General features: G+C 67.5%; 15 protein-coding genes. 7 read left to right on the top strand and 8 right to left on the bottom strand.

Annotated elements, in window-relative coordinates; translation table 11 throughout:
* Positions 1-19 precede the first annotated feature (19 nt).
* From IEV96_RS12625 to opgC, 5 genes are read right to left on the bottom strand one after another with little or no spacing between them, the layout of a single operon-like run.
* Positions 20-1,186, bottom strand: a complete 1,167-nt coding sequence (locus tag IEV96_RS12625) for a PP2C family protein-serine/threonine phosphatase (protein WP_188510919.1) — start codon at positions 1,184-1,186, stop codon at positions 20-22.
* Complete coding sequence (locus tag IEV96_RS12630; protein ID WP_188510920.1) at positions 1,183-1,593, bottom strand: ATP-binding protein; 411 nt, start codon at positions 1,591-1,593, stop codon at positions 1,183-1,185. Before IEV96_RS12630 ends, IEV96_RS12625 begins: the two co-directional genes overlap by 4 nt.
* Positions 1,586-1,918: an STAS domain-containing protein gene (locus tag IEV96_RS12635; protein WP_188510921.1), complete on the bottom strand. Its 333-nt coding sequence runs from the start codon at positions 1,916-1,918 to the stop codon at positions 1,586-1,588. Before IEV96_RS12635 ends, IEV96_RS12630 begins: the two co-directional genes overlap by 8 nt.
* A complete protein-coding gene (locus IEV96_RS12640) occupies positions 1,918-3,849 on the bottom strand; it encodes a glycosyltransferase family 2 protein (RefSeq protein WP_229733294.1) in 1,932 nt (643 codons plus the stop codon). Before IEV96_RS12640 ends, IEV96_RS12635 begins: the two co-directional genes overlap by 1 nt.
* On the bottom strand, positions 3,846-5,045 hold the full coding sequence (gene opgC / locus IEV96_RS12645) for an OpgC domain-containing protein (RefSeq protein ID WP_188510922.1): 1,200 nt from the start codon (positions 5,043-5,045) through the stop codon (positions 3,846-3,848). Before opgC ends, IEV96_RS12640 begins: the two co-directional genes overlap by 4 nt.
* A 158-nt stretch (positions 5,046-5,203) precedes the next feature.
* On the opposite strand from opgC, the gene IEV96_RS12650 reads away from it, so the two are divergent.
* Complete coding sequence (locus IEV96_RS12650; protein ID WP_188510923.1) at positions 5,204-5,845, top strand: TrmH family RNA methyltransferase; 642 nt, start codon at positions 5,204-5,206, stop codon at positions 5,843-5,845.
* Between the two features lie 43 nt (positions 5,846-5,888).
* Here IEV96_RS12650 and IEV96_RS12655 read toward each other — a convergent pair whose 3' ends face one another.
* From IEV96_RS12655 to IEV96_RS12665, 3 genes are read right to left on the bottom strand one after another with little or no spacing between them, the layout of a single operon-like run.
* Positions 5,889-7,871 carry a YhgE/Pip family protein gene (locus IEV96_RS12655; RefSeq protein WP_188510924.1) on the bottom strand — a complete coding sequence of 661 codons (1,983 nt, stop codon included), beginning with the start codon at positions 7,869-7,871 and terminating at the stop codon, positions 5,889-5,891.
* Entirely contained in the window at positions 7,868-8,542 is a 675-nt protein-coding gene (locus IEV96_RS12660) for a hypothetical protein (RefSeq protein WP_188510925.1), read from the bottom strand. Before IEV96_RS12660 ends, IEV96_RS12655 begins: the two co-directional genes overlap by 4 nt.
* Complete coding sequence (locus tag IEV96_RS12665) at positions 8,542-9,177, bottom strand: TetR/AcrR family transcriptional regulator (RefSeq protein WP_188510926.1); 636 nt, start codon at positions 9,175-9,177, stop codon at positions 8,542-8,544. The genes IEV96_RS12660 and IEV96_RS12665 overlap by 1 nt, the downstream gene beginning before the upstream one ends.
* 99 nt (positions 9,178-9,276) lie before the next feature.
* Here IEV96_RS12665 and IEV96_RS12670 point away from each other — a divergent pair, with 99 nt between their 5' ends.
* From IEV96_RS12670 to IEV96_RS12695, 6 genes are all read left to right on the top strand, one after another.
* Positions 9,277-10,563 carry an adenylosuccinate synthase gene (locus IEV96_RS12670; RefSeq protein WP_188510927.1) on the top strand — a complete coding sequence of 429 codons (1,287 nt, stop codon included), beginning with the start codon at positions 9,277-9,279 and terminating at the stop codon, positions 10,561-10,563.
* Between the two features lie 67 nt (positions 10,564-10,630).
* Positions 10,631-11,050 carry an organic hydroperoxide resistance protein gene (locus IEV96_RS12675; RefSeq protein ID WP_188510928.1) on the top strand — a complete coding sequence of 140 codons (420 nt, stop codon included), beginning with the start codon at positions 10,631-10,633 and terminating at the stop codon, positions 11,048-11,050.
* 101 nt (positions 11,051-11,151) lie between these two features.
* Positions 11,152-11,802 (top strand): GNAT family N-acetyltransferase, encoded by a 651-nt coding sequence (locus IEV96_RS12680; protein ID WP_188510929.1) that lies wholly within the window; start codon positions 11,152-11,154, stop codon positions 11,800-11,802.
* Between the two features lie 15 nt (positions 11,803-11,817).
* Complete coding sequence (locus IEV96_RS12685; protein ID WP_308419484.1) at positions 11,818-12,744, top strand: DMT family transporter; 927 nt, start codon at positions 11,818-11,820, stop codon at positions 12,742-12,744.
* 9 nt (positions 12,745-12,753) lie between these two features.
* On the top strand, positions 12,754-13,125 hold the full coding sequence (locus IEV96_RS12690) for a chorismate mutase (RefSeq protein WP_188510930.1): 372 nt from the start codon (positions 12,754-12,756) through the stop codon (positions 13,123-13,125).
* Entirely contained in the window at positions 13,122-14,051 is a 930-nt protein-coding gene (locus IEV96_RS12695; RefSeq protein WP_188510931.1) for an SDR family NAD(P)-dependent oxidoreductase, read from the top strand. Before IEV96_RS12690 ends, IEV96_RS12695 begins: the two co-directional genes overlap by 4 nt.
* The last annotated feature ends 18 nt before the right edge of the window (positions 14,052-14,069 follow it).

Consider the following 14,069-nt stretch of genomic DNA (forward strand, 5'->3'; position numbering starts at 1 on the left):
ATTAACATCGCGCCGACGGCTAGATGAGCGACGGCCGGGTCACCGCGACGACGGTGACGTCGTCGGTGCGGCGCAGGGTCTGGCAGAGGTCGGTGATCCGGTTGACGATTTCGACCGCACCCTTGCTCTCCAGCGCGATGTCGACGATCGGATCGATCGAAGCCAGCGTGCCATCGAGCAGGTCAAGGAGTCCGTCTGTGAACGTCACGAGAGTATCGCCGTGTTCGAGCAGTGCGTGTCCGGCGTGAAATTCGACGTCGGCGGCGATTCCCAGCGGAAGGCCGGTGGAGACGAGGCGCTCGTGCGAGCCGTCTGGGCGTACCAGTACGGTGAGGCCATGTCCGGCGTCGGCGAAATCGAGGTCGCCCGTCGTGAGGTCGATACGAGCGAGAAAAACCGTCGCGAAGGTCGAGGTGGCGGTGAAATCGTCGAGCAGCAGCTCGTTGGTGCGGCGCAGCACGTCGGAGGGGGCGCCGTCGCCGAGCGCGTTGATGGTGGCGCGAACTGTTGCGGCTACGATTGCGGCTCCGACTCCTTTGCCCATGACGTCGGCCAGGACGACGCTCACTATCGAGCCCTTTCGTGACCACGAGTGGAAGTCGCCACCCACGTGGTGGAAGGGGATGCTGACGCCGGCGACCTCCGCGTCGGTGGCTGTCTCCGGCCCGACGGGCATCAGGCTGCGTTGCACGAGGCCGGCTTGATCTCGTTCGACGTTGTCTATCAACTCGCGCTCCACCCATATGGCCATCTCGTCGAGCAGGTGTTCCTGTTCGGCGTCAAACGATCGCGGTTCAGTGTCGACGAGGCAGATCGTGCCGACTCGCGCTCCATTGCCCGCGGTGAGGGGCCTGCCCGCGTAGAAACGAATATGGCGTTCGCCGGTGACGGTCGAGCGTTCGGCGAAGCGATCATCGAGCGTGGCGTCGCGAACCACGAGGTTGTCTGGCGACTGGATCGTCACGTCGCAGAACGATTGGTCGCGCGGAGAGATCGGATTGGCGCCCGGCAGTTGGGGAGACTTTGTGAACTGGATGGTCTCGCCGATCAGGTTGATCTCGGCAATCGGCACATCGAACACCTCGCGCGCCAATCGGGTGATGCGGTCGAAACGCTCCTCGGGTGGGGTGTGCATCAACTCGAGTCCGAGCAACGTCTCCAGGCGGCCCTCTTCGCTGACCGTCATGACTTTTCCCTCTCTCGCATTTTCTCGATCATCCACAGGTTCTCGCCTTGACGTCGTTCATAGTGAAACGCGTCGACCAACCGCTGGATGAACGCGATACCGCGACCTGACTCTGCGAATTCGCCGGGCATATCGCGGTCCGCAAGGTCAACCTCGCTCGGCGCGGATACATCGGCGAGACTGCCTCGGATGCGGTCGGGGTCTACTGCGATGCTAAGGGTTCCCACTACCCCGTTTCCGCCATTCGAGTGCTGGATGACGTTCGCGGCGAGTTCGATCAGGGCCGTTTCGAACTTCAGCCTATCCATCGCGTCGAGTTCGGGGGAAGCTGCCCAGACCCGCTGGATGTAGTCGTGCACCGTGTCGAGGTCGTCGGGCGGGCAGCGCAGCGCCAGTGGCTCAGTCACGGTATGCGTCTTCCGGAGAGACGTAGGAGGTGAGGATGCGGTCCAGGTTCGAGAGTTGCAACACCATCGTCACCTGCTCCGAGGGGGCAGCGATCCGGAGGTCGCCGCCGGCCTGCCGGGCCGTTTTCAGGCAACCGACCAGCGCCCCGAGGCCTGAGGAGTCCATGAAGTCCACGCCCGAGAGGTCGACGACCACGCGCGGTCGGCCCTTAGAGATCGCGTCCGTGACCGCTTCTCTGAGCAGCGGCGCGGAGACCATGTTAAGCCGGCCCTCTCCTCGAATGACGGTCACGAGTTCGTCTATGGTCCTGGTTTCGAACTCCATTAGCTGCCTTTCGAGTGGGGCACGTAGCCCTTATAGGTGATCGCGGGGAAGATTACGCTCAGAACGACGAGGTCGAAGACTGCCCACGCTAGGTTAACCGCTGTGCCGACGAGCTCTGCGTCATTCACGAGCGCGTTGATCAAGCCAACCACGATCGCGATTACGAGCAGCGCCATAACGACCAGCTGCGGGCGTACAAGTGACCACTGTCGCTCGGTCGTCAATCGTCGGGTCTTCGGGGTCACCGCGAAACCGAGAGGAATGCGCAGCACCACGTTAGTGAACGCTGTCGTGCAGGCGGAGATCCACACCGGGAAGAGAGCGAGGCTGTATTGCTGTCCTCGCCAGGTTGGAATGCCGCGCCCGGCGACAAGGAAGAGAAGCTGGTTGACCGCCATGAACGGGATGAAACGCGCGAAGAAGTCGAGGGCAAGGCTGTTCACCGGCAGGATGCCTGCGATCAGGAAGATGATCGGGGCGGCGAAATACACGATGGCCGCGAAGCCGCCGAGATAGGACCACATGGTGGAAAAGTACATCAAGCGCTGTGCTGCGTTCATACCGCGCTGCAGCAGCGGGTTTTCCTTCAGGAACACTTGCATTGTGCCTTGGCCCCAGCGCAGCCGTTGAGTGAGCATGGTGCCGACGTCTTCGGGCGCGAGCCCGTCGGCGAGCAGCTCATTGTGGAACACGGTCTTCCAGCCGAGGCCGTGCAGGCGCATCGAGGTCGCCATGTCTTCGGTGACCGAGATGGTGGCGAGCGGCATCACCGGCTGAGCCTCATCGCCGCGGTCGATGCCGACGCGCCGTAACACCGCCTGCACTTCTTCGAGCGCACTGAGCGGGCTGGGGTCGCGGTCGGAGATCTGGGTGAGTAGCGCGCCGTCGTCCGACTGGAGGGCGTCGTCAGCGCCGTGCCTTCCGCGCGCGGGGTCGACTTGGAGAGAGGCGAGGTCGACGGCCACGATCGATGACGTGGCGGAGTCCACCTTGCGGTGGAGGTCGTAGGTCAACTCACCGATCGGAGCGCCTGCGGCGAGGCTCGACCTGGCGACGGCGACAGCCTCGGTCACGGTGTCGAGCGCGGTGCGCACGGCGGGCTCGGCGTTCGCCGGGTGGTTGCGCGCCGCGCGCAGTACCTGGGCGGCATTGCGAAGCGCGATCGAGACGGAGCGGTCGATCTCGCGCACGTAGCCGACGATGCCCAGCTGCATGAGGGCCTCGCGGCGCAGAACCGCGTTAGATCCGCAGAAGAACGCGGCGTTCCAGCCGTCCTTGCCCTGCTGGATGGGTCCGTAGAACAAGGGCGCCTGGCTGCCGAGCGGATCCCGGTCGGACACGTTGGAGAAGACCTGCGGGGTCTGGACGAGCGATACGGCGTCGTCGGTGAAGTAGCCGAGAGTGCGGTCGAGAATCTCCGGCCGCGGGATCATGTCGGCGTCGAGGATGAGGATGAACTCTCCCTCGGTGTCCACGAGCGCGTTGTTGATGTTGCCGGCCTTGGCGTGGCGTTGGAATCCGGCCCACTCCGAGCCGCGCGAGATGTAGCCGATGCCCTCGGCCTGCGCCGCGAGCTTCAGGTCGTCGCGGGCACCGTCGTCGAGAATCCAGGTTTTGTGCGGGTAACGGATGTCGCGTGCGGCTCGCCCCGTGGTCAGCACGAGTTCGACCGGCTCGTTGTATGTGGCGATGAACACGTCGACCGTGCGGCCGTCCGGTGCCTCCGGCGGGGCAGGCCGCGGTTTCGCACGCCAGATGGTGAGCCCGAACAGGCACACGTCGATGAGGCTGTAGGTCTCGGCCAGCACGAGGGGCACGGCGATCCACCACGCGTCCCAGTTGAGCGACACGAGCCAGCGCCAGACGATGTAGTTGGCTCCGAGCACGGCAGTCGCCAGGATCAGAATGCGGAGCAGCACCATGCGGGTCATCGGGCCGACCTCCTTTGAGCGAGGAGGGCGAGGGCTCCGCGCATGGCGAGCACGGTAGCCGCGATGATCACGACGGCGGGAAGCGGCGAGTCGCGAATGCCTGGCACGCTCACGACCACAACTCCTGCGGCGACGAGCAACATGGTCGAGGCTATGGTGCTGCGGCCGAGTGCCGACAGCAGCCAGCCGAAGACAGCGTGGAGGGGCCGCCACGCGACGGTGAGCAGCCCGTAGGTCACAATGATGAACACGACCGCCACGACGGCGCGCAGCGGGCCGGGGGCAGAGGGTTCGAACAGCCAACCGGTGTCGGTGCCCGCGAATCGGGCGAGCAGGTCGGGGTACGACGTAGTCACGTTCCCCGTGAACCACGGCAACGCGATGATGGACGCCGCGATGGCGGCGAGCACGGCAAAGACCCAACGCCCGACCCGGCCGCGGAACCGGGCAACGAGTTCGCGCCGGTAGTAGCCTCCGAGGAGGCCGAGCACGAAGATGAACTGCCAGCCGAGCGCGGGCAGGCTGGCTTCGGCCCGGGTGGGCAGGATGCGCAGTTGCGTGACGAGTTCGATCACATAGAGCGCGGCGCTGACGAACAGCACAAGGAACCACTTGCCCCGGCCTAGCGCCCACAGCGCCGCGGGTGCAACGACGAAGAGACCGACGAGCACGCCAATCACATCGAGCGGCCACGGCCCTAGGCGGAGGAGCAGGATGTCGAGCACGATGTTCGGGTCGAGCGGGTAACCGATCGTCACGTCGGCGGCGTCGACGGGCGGCGGTGCGAACAACGACCCGCGAGCCGCGTGCGAGGAAAGGGCGGTGAGGGGCGCCGTGGAAACCCACGGCACCAATGTCAGAGCGAGCAGGGCTGCCGTCGCGGCGACGACGGCGAGGTAGTGCGCCCGGCCGCTCTTCCAGATGCGTAGGACCGACTCGCCGACGGCACCCCCCGCGAACCGTGGCCGATACAGCATTCCCATAACCGCTCCCTCGGTGGCGACGAGGAAGGCGATCGCGGAAAGAGTGCCGGTGGACTCGAACAGGACGGCCGTTGGTCGCGTGAGCTGCACGACCATCTCCGCCGTGAGGAAGACGATAGCGATGCCGCGCAGAATGTCGATGCGCCCGTCACGGGCGCTCGGCCCGTCGTACCCGAGGGCGGCGGTGCGCTGTCGACTGGCAGTCGCGAGCATCTCCGTCCCCCTGTTCCCCCGGAGTGACATGACATTTCGTAGCGACATGAAAGGTTCTCAATCGCGTCCGACGATTGTATGCCGGAATCGGCCGAAATCCCATGGTTGGCCAGCGCTGACGCAACGAGTGGGTACCGGCGTCGTACTACTGTCGACAGGTGGCCGATAACAACGACAACCCCTCCGTCGAATTGACGACCAACGGGGTGGGGCCGTGGCGTGGCGACCTGCCGGACGGCGACCACTGGGACCCCGAACTGCTGGCCAACGGCGACTCGCGCAACGTGATCGACCGCTACCGCTACTGGACGATGGCCGCGATCGTGGCCGATCTCGACGAGCACCGGCACGGCTTCCACGTCGCCATCGAGAACTGGCAGCACGACATGAACATCGGGTCGATCGTGCGCAGCGCCAACGCGTTCGCCGCCGATACCGTGCACATCATCGGCCGCCGCCGCTGGAACAAGCGGGGCGCCATGGTCACCGACAGGTACCAGCACGTTATGAATCATCCGGATGTCGCGGCCTTCGTTTTATGGGCCCGCGAGGCACACCTGCCCATCGTCGCCATCGACAACATGGAGGGCGCCGTGCTGATCGAGACCTTCGACTTCCCCGAGCGGTGCGTGCTGCTGTTCGGACAGGAGGGGCCAGGGCTTACGTCAGAGGCGCTCGCCGCCAGCGACGTGCAGGTGGAGATCAGCCAGTTCGGCTCGACCCGGAGCCTCAACGCCTCCGCCGCGGCCGCGGTCGCGATGCACGCCTGGGTCACCCAGCACGTCGCCTTCGGTCGCTGAGCCCGTCGAAGCGACCCTTCGACAGGCCCAGGGACCGGTCTGGCTAGGCGCCGATCGGGCTCGGGCGCAGCTCGCGCAGGGTGCGGAACCGTCCCTGCTTGAGCGCGCCGAGCGCCGAGGCAGCGAGCGAGATCAGCAGCCACGCCGCGAGCGGCAGCACCGTCGCCCAGAAGGCGGCCGGGGATCCGCCGTACATCAGCTGCCGCACGCCGTCGACGGCGTGGCTCATCGGCAGGCCCTGGTGGATGAACGCGAGCGGCGCGGGCAGCGTCTGCCAGGGGAACGTGCCGCCGGCGGTCACCAGCTGCACCACCATCAGAATGAGGCCGATGAACTGGCCGACACTGCCGAGCCACACGTTCAACGCCAGGATGATCGACGCGAACGTGATCGAGATGAACGCGAGGAAGCCGAGCAGGGCGAGCGGGTTCGCCGAGTCCATGCCGAGGCCGAAGGTGACGATCGCGAACAGCGCGGCGACCTGCAGCACGCCGAGCAGCGCGGGGGTGAGCCAGCCGGCGAGTGCCGTGCGCACCGGTCGGCGCACTGCGGTCAGCGCACGGCGCGACAGCGGCCGCACGAGCAGGAACAGCGCGTACATTCCGATCCACGCGGCGAGCGTGATGAAGAACGGGGCTAGGCCTGCGCCGTAGTTCTCCGCCTCGGTGAGCGACGTGCGCTTCACGAGCACGGGGTCGGCGATCGCGGCCGCGGCCTTGGAGCGTTCGGCGTCGGTGGATCCCGGGATCTTGACGACGGCGTCGCCGAGCGAGGTGCTCAGCTCGCTCGAGCCGGAGGCGAGCGAGGCGACGCCGGTCGAGAGGTCGGTTGCGCCGGTCGAGAGCTGTGCGGTTCCGGTCGCGAGACTTGATGCGCCGGATGCTGCGGACTTCGCGCCGCTCGCGAGGGTCGCCGCTCCCGTCGCCGCCGTGTGCACGGCGTTCGCCAGTACGGGGGCCTGAGCGTTGAGCGTGTTGGTTCCGGCGGAGACCTGCGCCGCGCCCGACGAGAGGGTGGTGAGCCCGGGGGCGATCTTGGTGACACCGCTGCTGACGCCGGCCGTGAGGGCGGCCACCTGTCCGAGCTTCGTCTGGATGCTCTGGCTCTCGTCGGGCGTGACGATGCCGTCGGCGAACGCGGCCGTCGCCTCGGTCTGCACCGCTGCGGAGAGCTGGCTGGCCTGGGCGGCCGGCGTGAGGAGGGCGGCCTCCCCGGTCGCCGCCTGGCTCGCCCCCGAGGCCACGGAAGCCGCGCCGGTGGCGAGCGTCGCCGTGGCCGACGGCAGGGCCGCGGCCGACTTGTCGAGCTGAGTGAGCCCCGAGCTGAGCTTGCTCGCGCCGCTCGACAGCGACGCGTTTCCGGTGCTGAGACTGGCGGCGCCCGAGGCCGCGCTCGCGGCACCCTCGGCGAGGGTCGACGCGCCCGTGGCCGCCGTGGCCGCACCGTCGGACAGCTGCTTGGCGCCGTCGGCGGCGTCGATGAGCCCCTCGCGCACCTGCTCGAGCGAATCGAGCAGCGTTCCGGCCGCCTCCTCGCCGAGCTGTTCCGCGACCTTGACCCGCACGGCCTCCGCAGCGCGCTCGGCGAGCGTCGAGCTCAGGTAGCTGTTGGTGTCGCTCGTCGTGAGCGCGAGCTTCGCGGCCGTCGGGTCGTCGCCGCCCGCCGAAACCAGATCGGTGGAGAAGTTCTTCGGGAAGGTGAGCCCGAAGTCGTACTTCCCCGAGACAATGCCCGCCTTGGCCTGCGCGGCGCTGACCTCGACCCAGCCGAAGTCCATGCCGTCGAGCAGTTCGTCCGCGGCATCCTGCCCGTAGTTGACGGCCTCACCGTCGTCGTTCGTCGCCCCCGTATCGTCCACCACCAGGGCCGCGGGAATCTGGTCGAGTCGGCTGTAGGGGTCTTGGTTGCCCCACAAGTAGAGGCCGCCGTAAACGAGGGGCACCGTCATGAGGGCGACGAGCGAGAGGATGCCCATCTTGCTCGAGGTGAGCCGCGCGAGCTCGGTGCGGACGAGGGTGATGATCATGACTGGCTTTCTTCGGTCGCTGAGGTTGTCGAAGCGGCCTCGAGTGAATCGGGGATCGGCAGCAACGCGTCGCGCGCGCCGTAGGAGAGGAGGATGCCGCGGGTGGCGGCGTCGGTGACGACGGCGATGGTGACGCCGCGCCGGGCGATGGCGGCGAGGTTCTCGTACCACTCGGCCGGATCGCCGCCGTGGCGCTCGGGCGAGGTCACGATGAGCGCCTCGACGCCCGGGCGCAGCAGCGCGAGTTCGCTGAACATGCGGGTGCGGCGTGCGGGAGGCAGGGCGCGCACCGGCACGGCACCGTACTCGCCGATGCCGGCGCTGTCGAGGAAGTCCCGCACGGCCCGGCGCGACGAGGGCAGCGCGGCGAACGAGAACTCTTCGGCCACGATGCTCGCGAGGCTGAGCCCCGCCGTCGGCTCGGCGACCACGGGGGTGTCGACCAGGGCGGTGCTCCTGCGCAGTTCGTCGAGGTCGTCGCTGCCGTCGATCGTGACGCGGCCGGAGTCCGGCTTGATGCGCCCGCCGAGCAGCAGCGAGACGAGCAGGGGGCGTTCGGCGGTTTCGACGGCGAGCACCGAGACCTCGCCGTCGGCGATGGTGATGCTGAGCGGAGGGACGGAGGCGCCGAGGCCCTCGCCGATCGCCGCCGATTCGAGTGCGATGCGCATCAGGATGCCGCCTTCCAGGCGAGTTCGGGGTGGGAATCGACGAAGCGGTTCGCGTCTTTCCAGCCCAGGCCGATACTGCCGAGGGTGGAGAGGATGACGAGCCGGTGTCCGTCTGCTTCGGGGAGCGGATGTTCCGTGGACTCCTCGAGCACCGAGAACATAGCGTCCTCCATGAGGCGGGCGAGCCGCTCGGCCGAGATGTCGTCGCGGATGGTGCCGTCGTCGCGGCCGGTGTGGATGGCGTCGAGCACGCCGCGACGCAGCGGCTCGAGCGCCTCGTCGATGTGGTGCTTGAGGCCGCTGCGCACGGTGAAGACGGTCATCACGCGCACGTCTTCCACCTCGTGCCAGAGCCGCGACGCGATCAGGGCAAGGCGCACGAGCGGGTCGGGGTGGGTGACCGCCTCGAGTGCGGCGGCGACACGGCGCGATCCGACCGAGACCAGTTCGCGCAGCAGGTCGTCGCGGCTCGCGAAGTGCCCGTAGACCGAGCGGCGGCTCAAACCCGCCTCGGCCGCGATCGTTTCGAGCGGGGCATCCGGATTCTGATTCAGCACCACCTTCGCGGCGTCGATGAGTGCGGCGCGGTTCTGCGTCGCGTCGCGCCGGGGGGTGCGGGTGGTGGTGTCGGTCACTCGTTCGATTGTAATAACTTGCACAGCGTTGTGCAAGATCGTGTTCACGCGGCTGGCGGTTAGAATTGGGTCTAATCCCGTTCAAACGAGAGGCATCCCATGCCAGCTATCGTCATCATTGGCGCCCAGTGGGGCGATGAGGGCAAGGGCAAGGCCACCGACCTGCTCGGCAGCCGCATCGACTACGTCGTGAAATTCAACGGCGGAAACAACGCCGGCCACACCGTCGTCATCGACGGCGACAAGTACGCGCTGCACCTGCTGCCGTCCGGCATCCTGAGCGAGGGCGTCATCCCCGTCATCTCGAACGGCGTCGTCATCGACATCGAGGTGCTGTTCGAAGAGCTCGACGCGCTGATCGCCCGCGGCGTCGACGTCTCGCGCCTGCTGATCAGCTCGAACGCGCACGTCATCACCCAGTACCACCGCACACTCGACAAGGTCACCGAGCGCTTCCTCGGCAAGCGCCAGATCGGCACCACCGGCCGCGGCATTGGACCGGCCTACGCCGACAAGATCAACCGCGTCGGAATCCGCATCCAAGACCTGTTCGACGAGAACATCCTGCGCCAGAAGGTGGAGGGTGCGCTGCACCAGAAGAACCACCTGCTGGTGAAGATCTACAACCGCCGCGCCATCGAGGTCGACGAGATCGTCAGCAACCTGCTGTCGTACGCCGAGCGTCTGCGTCCCATGGTCGCCGACACGGCGCTGGTCCTCAACGACGCGCTCGACGCGCAGAAGATCGTTCTGTTCGAGGGCGGCCAGGCGACGATGCTGGATGTCGACCACGGCACGTACCCGTTCGTCACCTCCTCGAATTCCACCTCCGGCGGAGCGTCGACCGGCTCGGGCATCGGACCGAACCGCATCGACCGCGTGATCGGCATCGTCAAGGCGTACACGACGCGCGTCGGAGCCGGCCCGTTCCCCACCGAGCTGCACGGCGAAGACGGCGAGTGGCTGCGCCAGAAGGGCTTCGAGTTCGGCACCACCACCGGCCGCCCCCGTCGCACCGGCTGGTACGACGCTCCGATCGCCCGCTATTCGGCGCGTATCAACGGCGTCACCGACTTCGTGATGACCAAGCTCGACGTGCTCTCAGGGCTCGAGAAGATCCCCGTGTGCGTCGCGTACTCCGTCGACGGAGTGCGGGTCGACGAGGTTCCGGCGTCGCAGAGCGACTTCCACCACGCCGTGCCGATCTACGAGGAGTTCGACGGCTGGCAGGAAGACATCACCGGCGCGCGCAACTTCGAAGACCTGCCGCAGAAGGCGCAGGACTACGTTCTCGCCATCGAGGCCATCAGCGGCGCGCGCATCTCGGCGATCGGTGTCGGCCCCGGCCGTGAGGCGATCGTCGTGCGGCACGACCTGATTAACTGACGCAATACCACGCGATCCTGAGCGACGCTTGACCCTGACGCACAGCTACGAGGAGTCGACTGCAGTAATGGAAATCGCATACACGGCCATCGCCCACGCAACCGGAGGCGGCCGCGACGGCCACGTCCGTTCGGAGGACGACCTTCTCGACCTCGACACCCGCCCGCCCAAGGAGATGGGCGGCAACGGCGAGGGAACCAACCCCGAGCAGCTTTTCGCCGCGGGCTACGCCGCCTGCTTCCTCAGCGCGATCCACGCCGTAGGCAGGAAGCTGAAGATCGACACCAAGGACTCCGCGGTGTCGTCGAGCGTCGGCATCGGCTCGAACGGCGAGGGCGGATTCGGCCTCGAGGTCGAACTGCACGTCTACACGCCGAACGTGCCCGTCGAACAGCGCCAGGAGCTGGCCGACGCCGCACACCAGGTCTGCCCGTACTCGAACGCGACCCGCGGCAACATCGAGGTCACGATCACGCTGGTCGACTAGTCGACCCTGCCGGTCCCTGAGCTTCTCCGGTCCCTGAGCTTGTCGAAGGGAGCCCTGCCCGTCAGGCCCTTCGACAAGCTCAGGGACCGTACAGTTGGCGCATGACCGCCGTCCGTCCGCCCCGCACCCCGCTCGTCGGCGACTTCGTCCGTCTCGATCCCCTGCTGAAGACAGACGTACCCGACCTGTTCACGGCCATCGGGCATCCGCTCGTCTTTTCCGGCGGATTCGGCGGCGGGCCGGAGGGTTACCCCGACAACCTCGCCGACTTCACCGCGTTCGCCGACTCCTACTTCGCGTGGGAGCGCAGCAACGTGCACGCCGTGCGCCTGGTCGGCGGCGAGAACGACGGCCTGCTCGTCGGCACGTCGACGCTCGGCGATTTCGACCTCGATCTCGAGCACGCCCACATCGGCTGGACCGCCTACGACCCGCGCGTCTGGGGTACTGCCGTCAACGCCGAGGCGAAGCTGCTGCTGCTCGGGGCCGCGTTCGACAACGGGTTCGGCCGCGTGAAGCTACAGGCCGACGTGCTCAACGAGCGGTCCCGCGCCGCGATCAGCAAGATCGGCGCGCAGTTCGAGGGGATCGTTCGCCGCGACCGCCGTCGCGCAGACGGCACCTGGCGCGACTCGGCCATCTTCTCGGTCGTCGTCGACGAGTGGCCCGCGGTGCGCGCCGGCCTCGAGTCGCGATTGGCAGCTTATGGCGCAGAACCCGTCCGTTTGCGTGCGGCGCCCGACGGAGGCTGAGGGTATCGTCCATACGTGCCGTCGACGACAACCCCCACCCGCAACCTCTCCATAGTTCTGCAGTTCGTGGGCATGGGGCTCGTCTGGGGCGCCAGCTTCCTGTTTATGAAGATCGCCCTCGACGGCGTCTCGTTCTACCAGGTGGCCTGGTCGCGCCTGGTTCTCGGCGGCCTCACCCTCGGCGTGATCGTGCTGGTCACCCGCCAGCGGCTGCCGCGCGAGCGGGTGGTCTACCTGCACTTCCTTGTGATCGCGTTCACTAACTGCGTCATCCCGCACCTCGCTTTCGCGTGGGCGGAGCAGTACGTGTCGTCGGGCCTCGCGAGCATCTACAACGCCGTCACCCCGATCACCACGGCGCTCATGGTGACGCTCGCCTTCCACGTCGAGAAGCTGAACCGCGGGCAGGTGCTCGGCATCGGCATCGGCATCGCCGGCGTCATCGTGATCATCGCCCCGTGGCAGCACGCCGCGTTCACCGGCGACCTTGCCGGGCAGCTCGCCTGCCTGCTCGCCGCCACCTGCTACGGCTTCAGCTTCGGCTACACCCGCCGGTTCCTCAGCCACCGCCCGATCCCGGGCACGAGCTTCGCATTCCTCAACATCGGGGTCGCCGGGGCGATCATGCTGCTCCTCACCCCGGTCATCGCCTGGCAGCCGGTCGTCCTCGACACCGGTATCGTCGCGAGCCTGCTGACCCTCGGTGTGCTCGGCACCGGCGTCGCGTACATCTGGAACATCAACGTGTTGCGCGCGTGGGGTCCGACCAACGCGTCGACCGTCACCTACATCACACCGGTCGTGGGAGTCCTGCTCGGCGTGCTCGTTCTGGGCGAGACCTTCTCCCTCAACCAGCCCGCCGGAGCCGCTCTCGTGTTCGTCGGCATTCTCTTCACGCAGCAGCGCATCCGTCTGTCTCGTCGAACTCTGGTCACCCAGTAGTCTCGAACAATGGCAGACGACGAGACAGGTTCGGCCGAGCTCACGGGGCTTCGCCAGAGCATCGACAACATTGACGCGGCCCTCGTGCATCTGCTCGCCGAGCGCTTCAAGTTCACCCAGCAGGTCGGCCGGCTCAAGGCCGCGACCGGCATGGCCGCGTCCGATCCCGAGCGCGAGAAGGTGCAGATCGCCCGCCTGCGCGCCCTCGCCGAGGAGAGCCACCTCGACCCCGCCTTCGCCGAGAAGTTTCTGAACTTCATCGTCGCCGAAGTCATCCACCACCACCAGTCGATTGCGTCGACCGGTGCGATCGCGACGACCGACCTCATCGACGACCTCCCCGACGGCCTCTCCACCGACACCGACCCGATCGACGCATGACCTGGCACCCCGGCCGGCTGCCCGATAGGCGCGGCCGGGTCTACGTCGTCACCGGCGGCAATGCCGGACTCGGCTATTTCACCGCCGAACAGCTCGCCTCCACCGGAGCGCACGTCGTTCTCGCTTCGCGCGACGGAAAGAAGGCGGATGCTGCGATCCGATCGATCCGCGCGCGTCTCGGCCGCGCATCCCTCGACCGCATCACCGTCGACCTGTCGTCGCTCGAATCGGCCGAGACGGCCGGCCGCGCGATCGCCGACTTCGACCGGCTCGACGGTCTCGTGCTCAACGCCGGAACCGTCACCGGGTCACGCGACCGCCAGGAGACCGACGACGGCCTCGAACTCGTGCTCGCGACCAACTACGTGGGGCACTTCGCGCTCACGGCCCGCGCTTGGCCGATCCTCGCCCGCACGCCCGAGAGCCGGGTCGTCGGGCTCGGCAGCCTGTCGACCGAGCTGGTACGGCTCGACCCCGCCGACCTGCTGAGCGAGCGCAGGTACGGCTTCTTCCGCGCCTACGCGTTCTCGAAGCACGCGATCCACGGCTTCACCCTCGAGCTCGACCGTCGCTCGCGGGCGGCGTCGGCCGGGGTCGCCGGCGTGCTCGCTCACCCCGGCTACGCGGTCGACGGGCTTACCCCCCAGCGCCCCGGCATTGCGTCGCGCGGTGCGGGCGACCGGCTCTACGGCGCGTCGATCGCCGTGGGTGCGCAGGGCAAGAACCGCGGCGCCGCGTCGACCGTGCGGGCCCTGCTCGACCCCACCGTGGTCGGCGGCGAGTACGTCGGGCCGGAGTTCCTCACCCGGGGGCGTCCCGTGCTGCAGCGGCCCGTCGTCTCGAGCGCCTCGCCCGAGTTCGGCGCGTACCTCTGGGCGCAGAGCGAACTGTGGACGGGTATCCCCTTCGACGTAGCCGCCAGCTGAGCCCGCCGAAACTAACGC

The organism is Conyzicola nivalis, from assembly GCF_014639655.1.
GTDB lineage: Bacteria > Actinomycetota > Actinomycetes > Actinomycetales > Microbacteriaceae > Conyzicola > Conyzicola nivalis.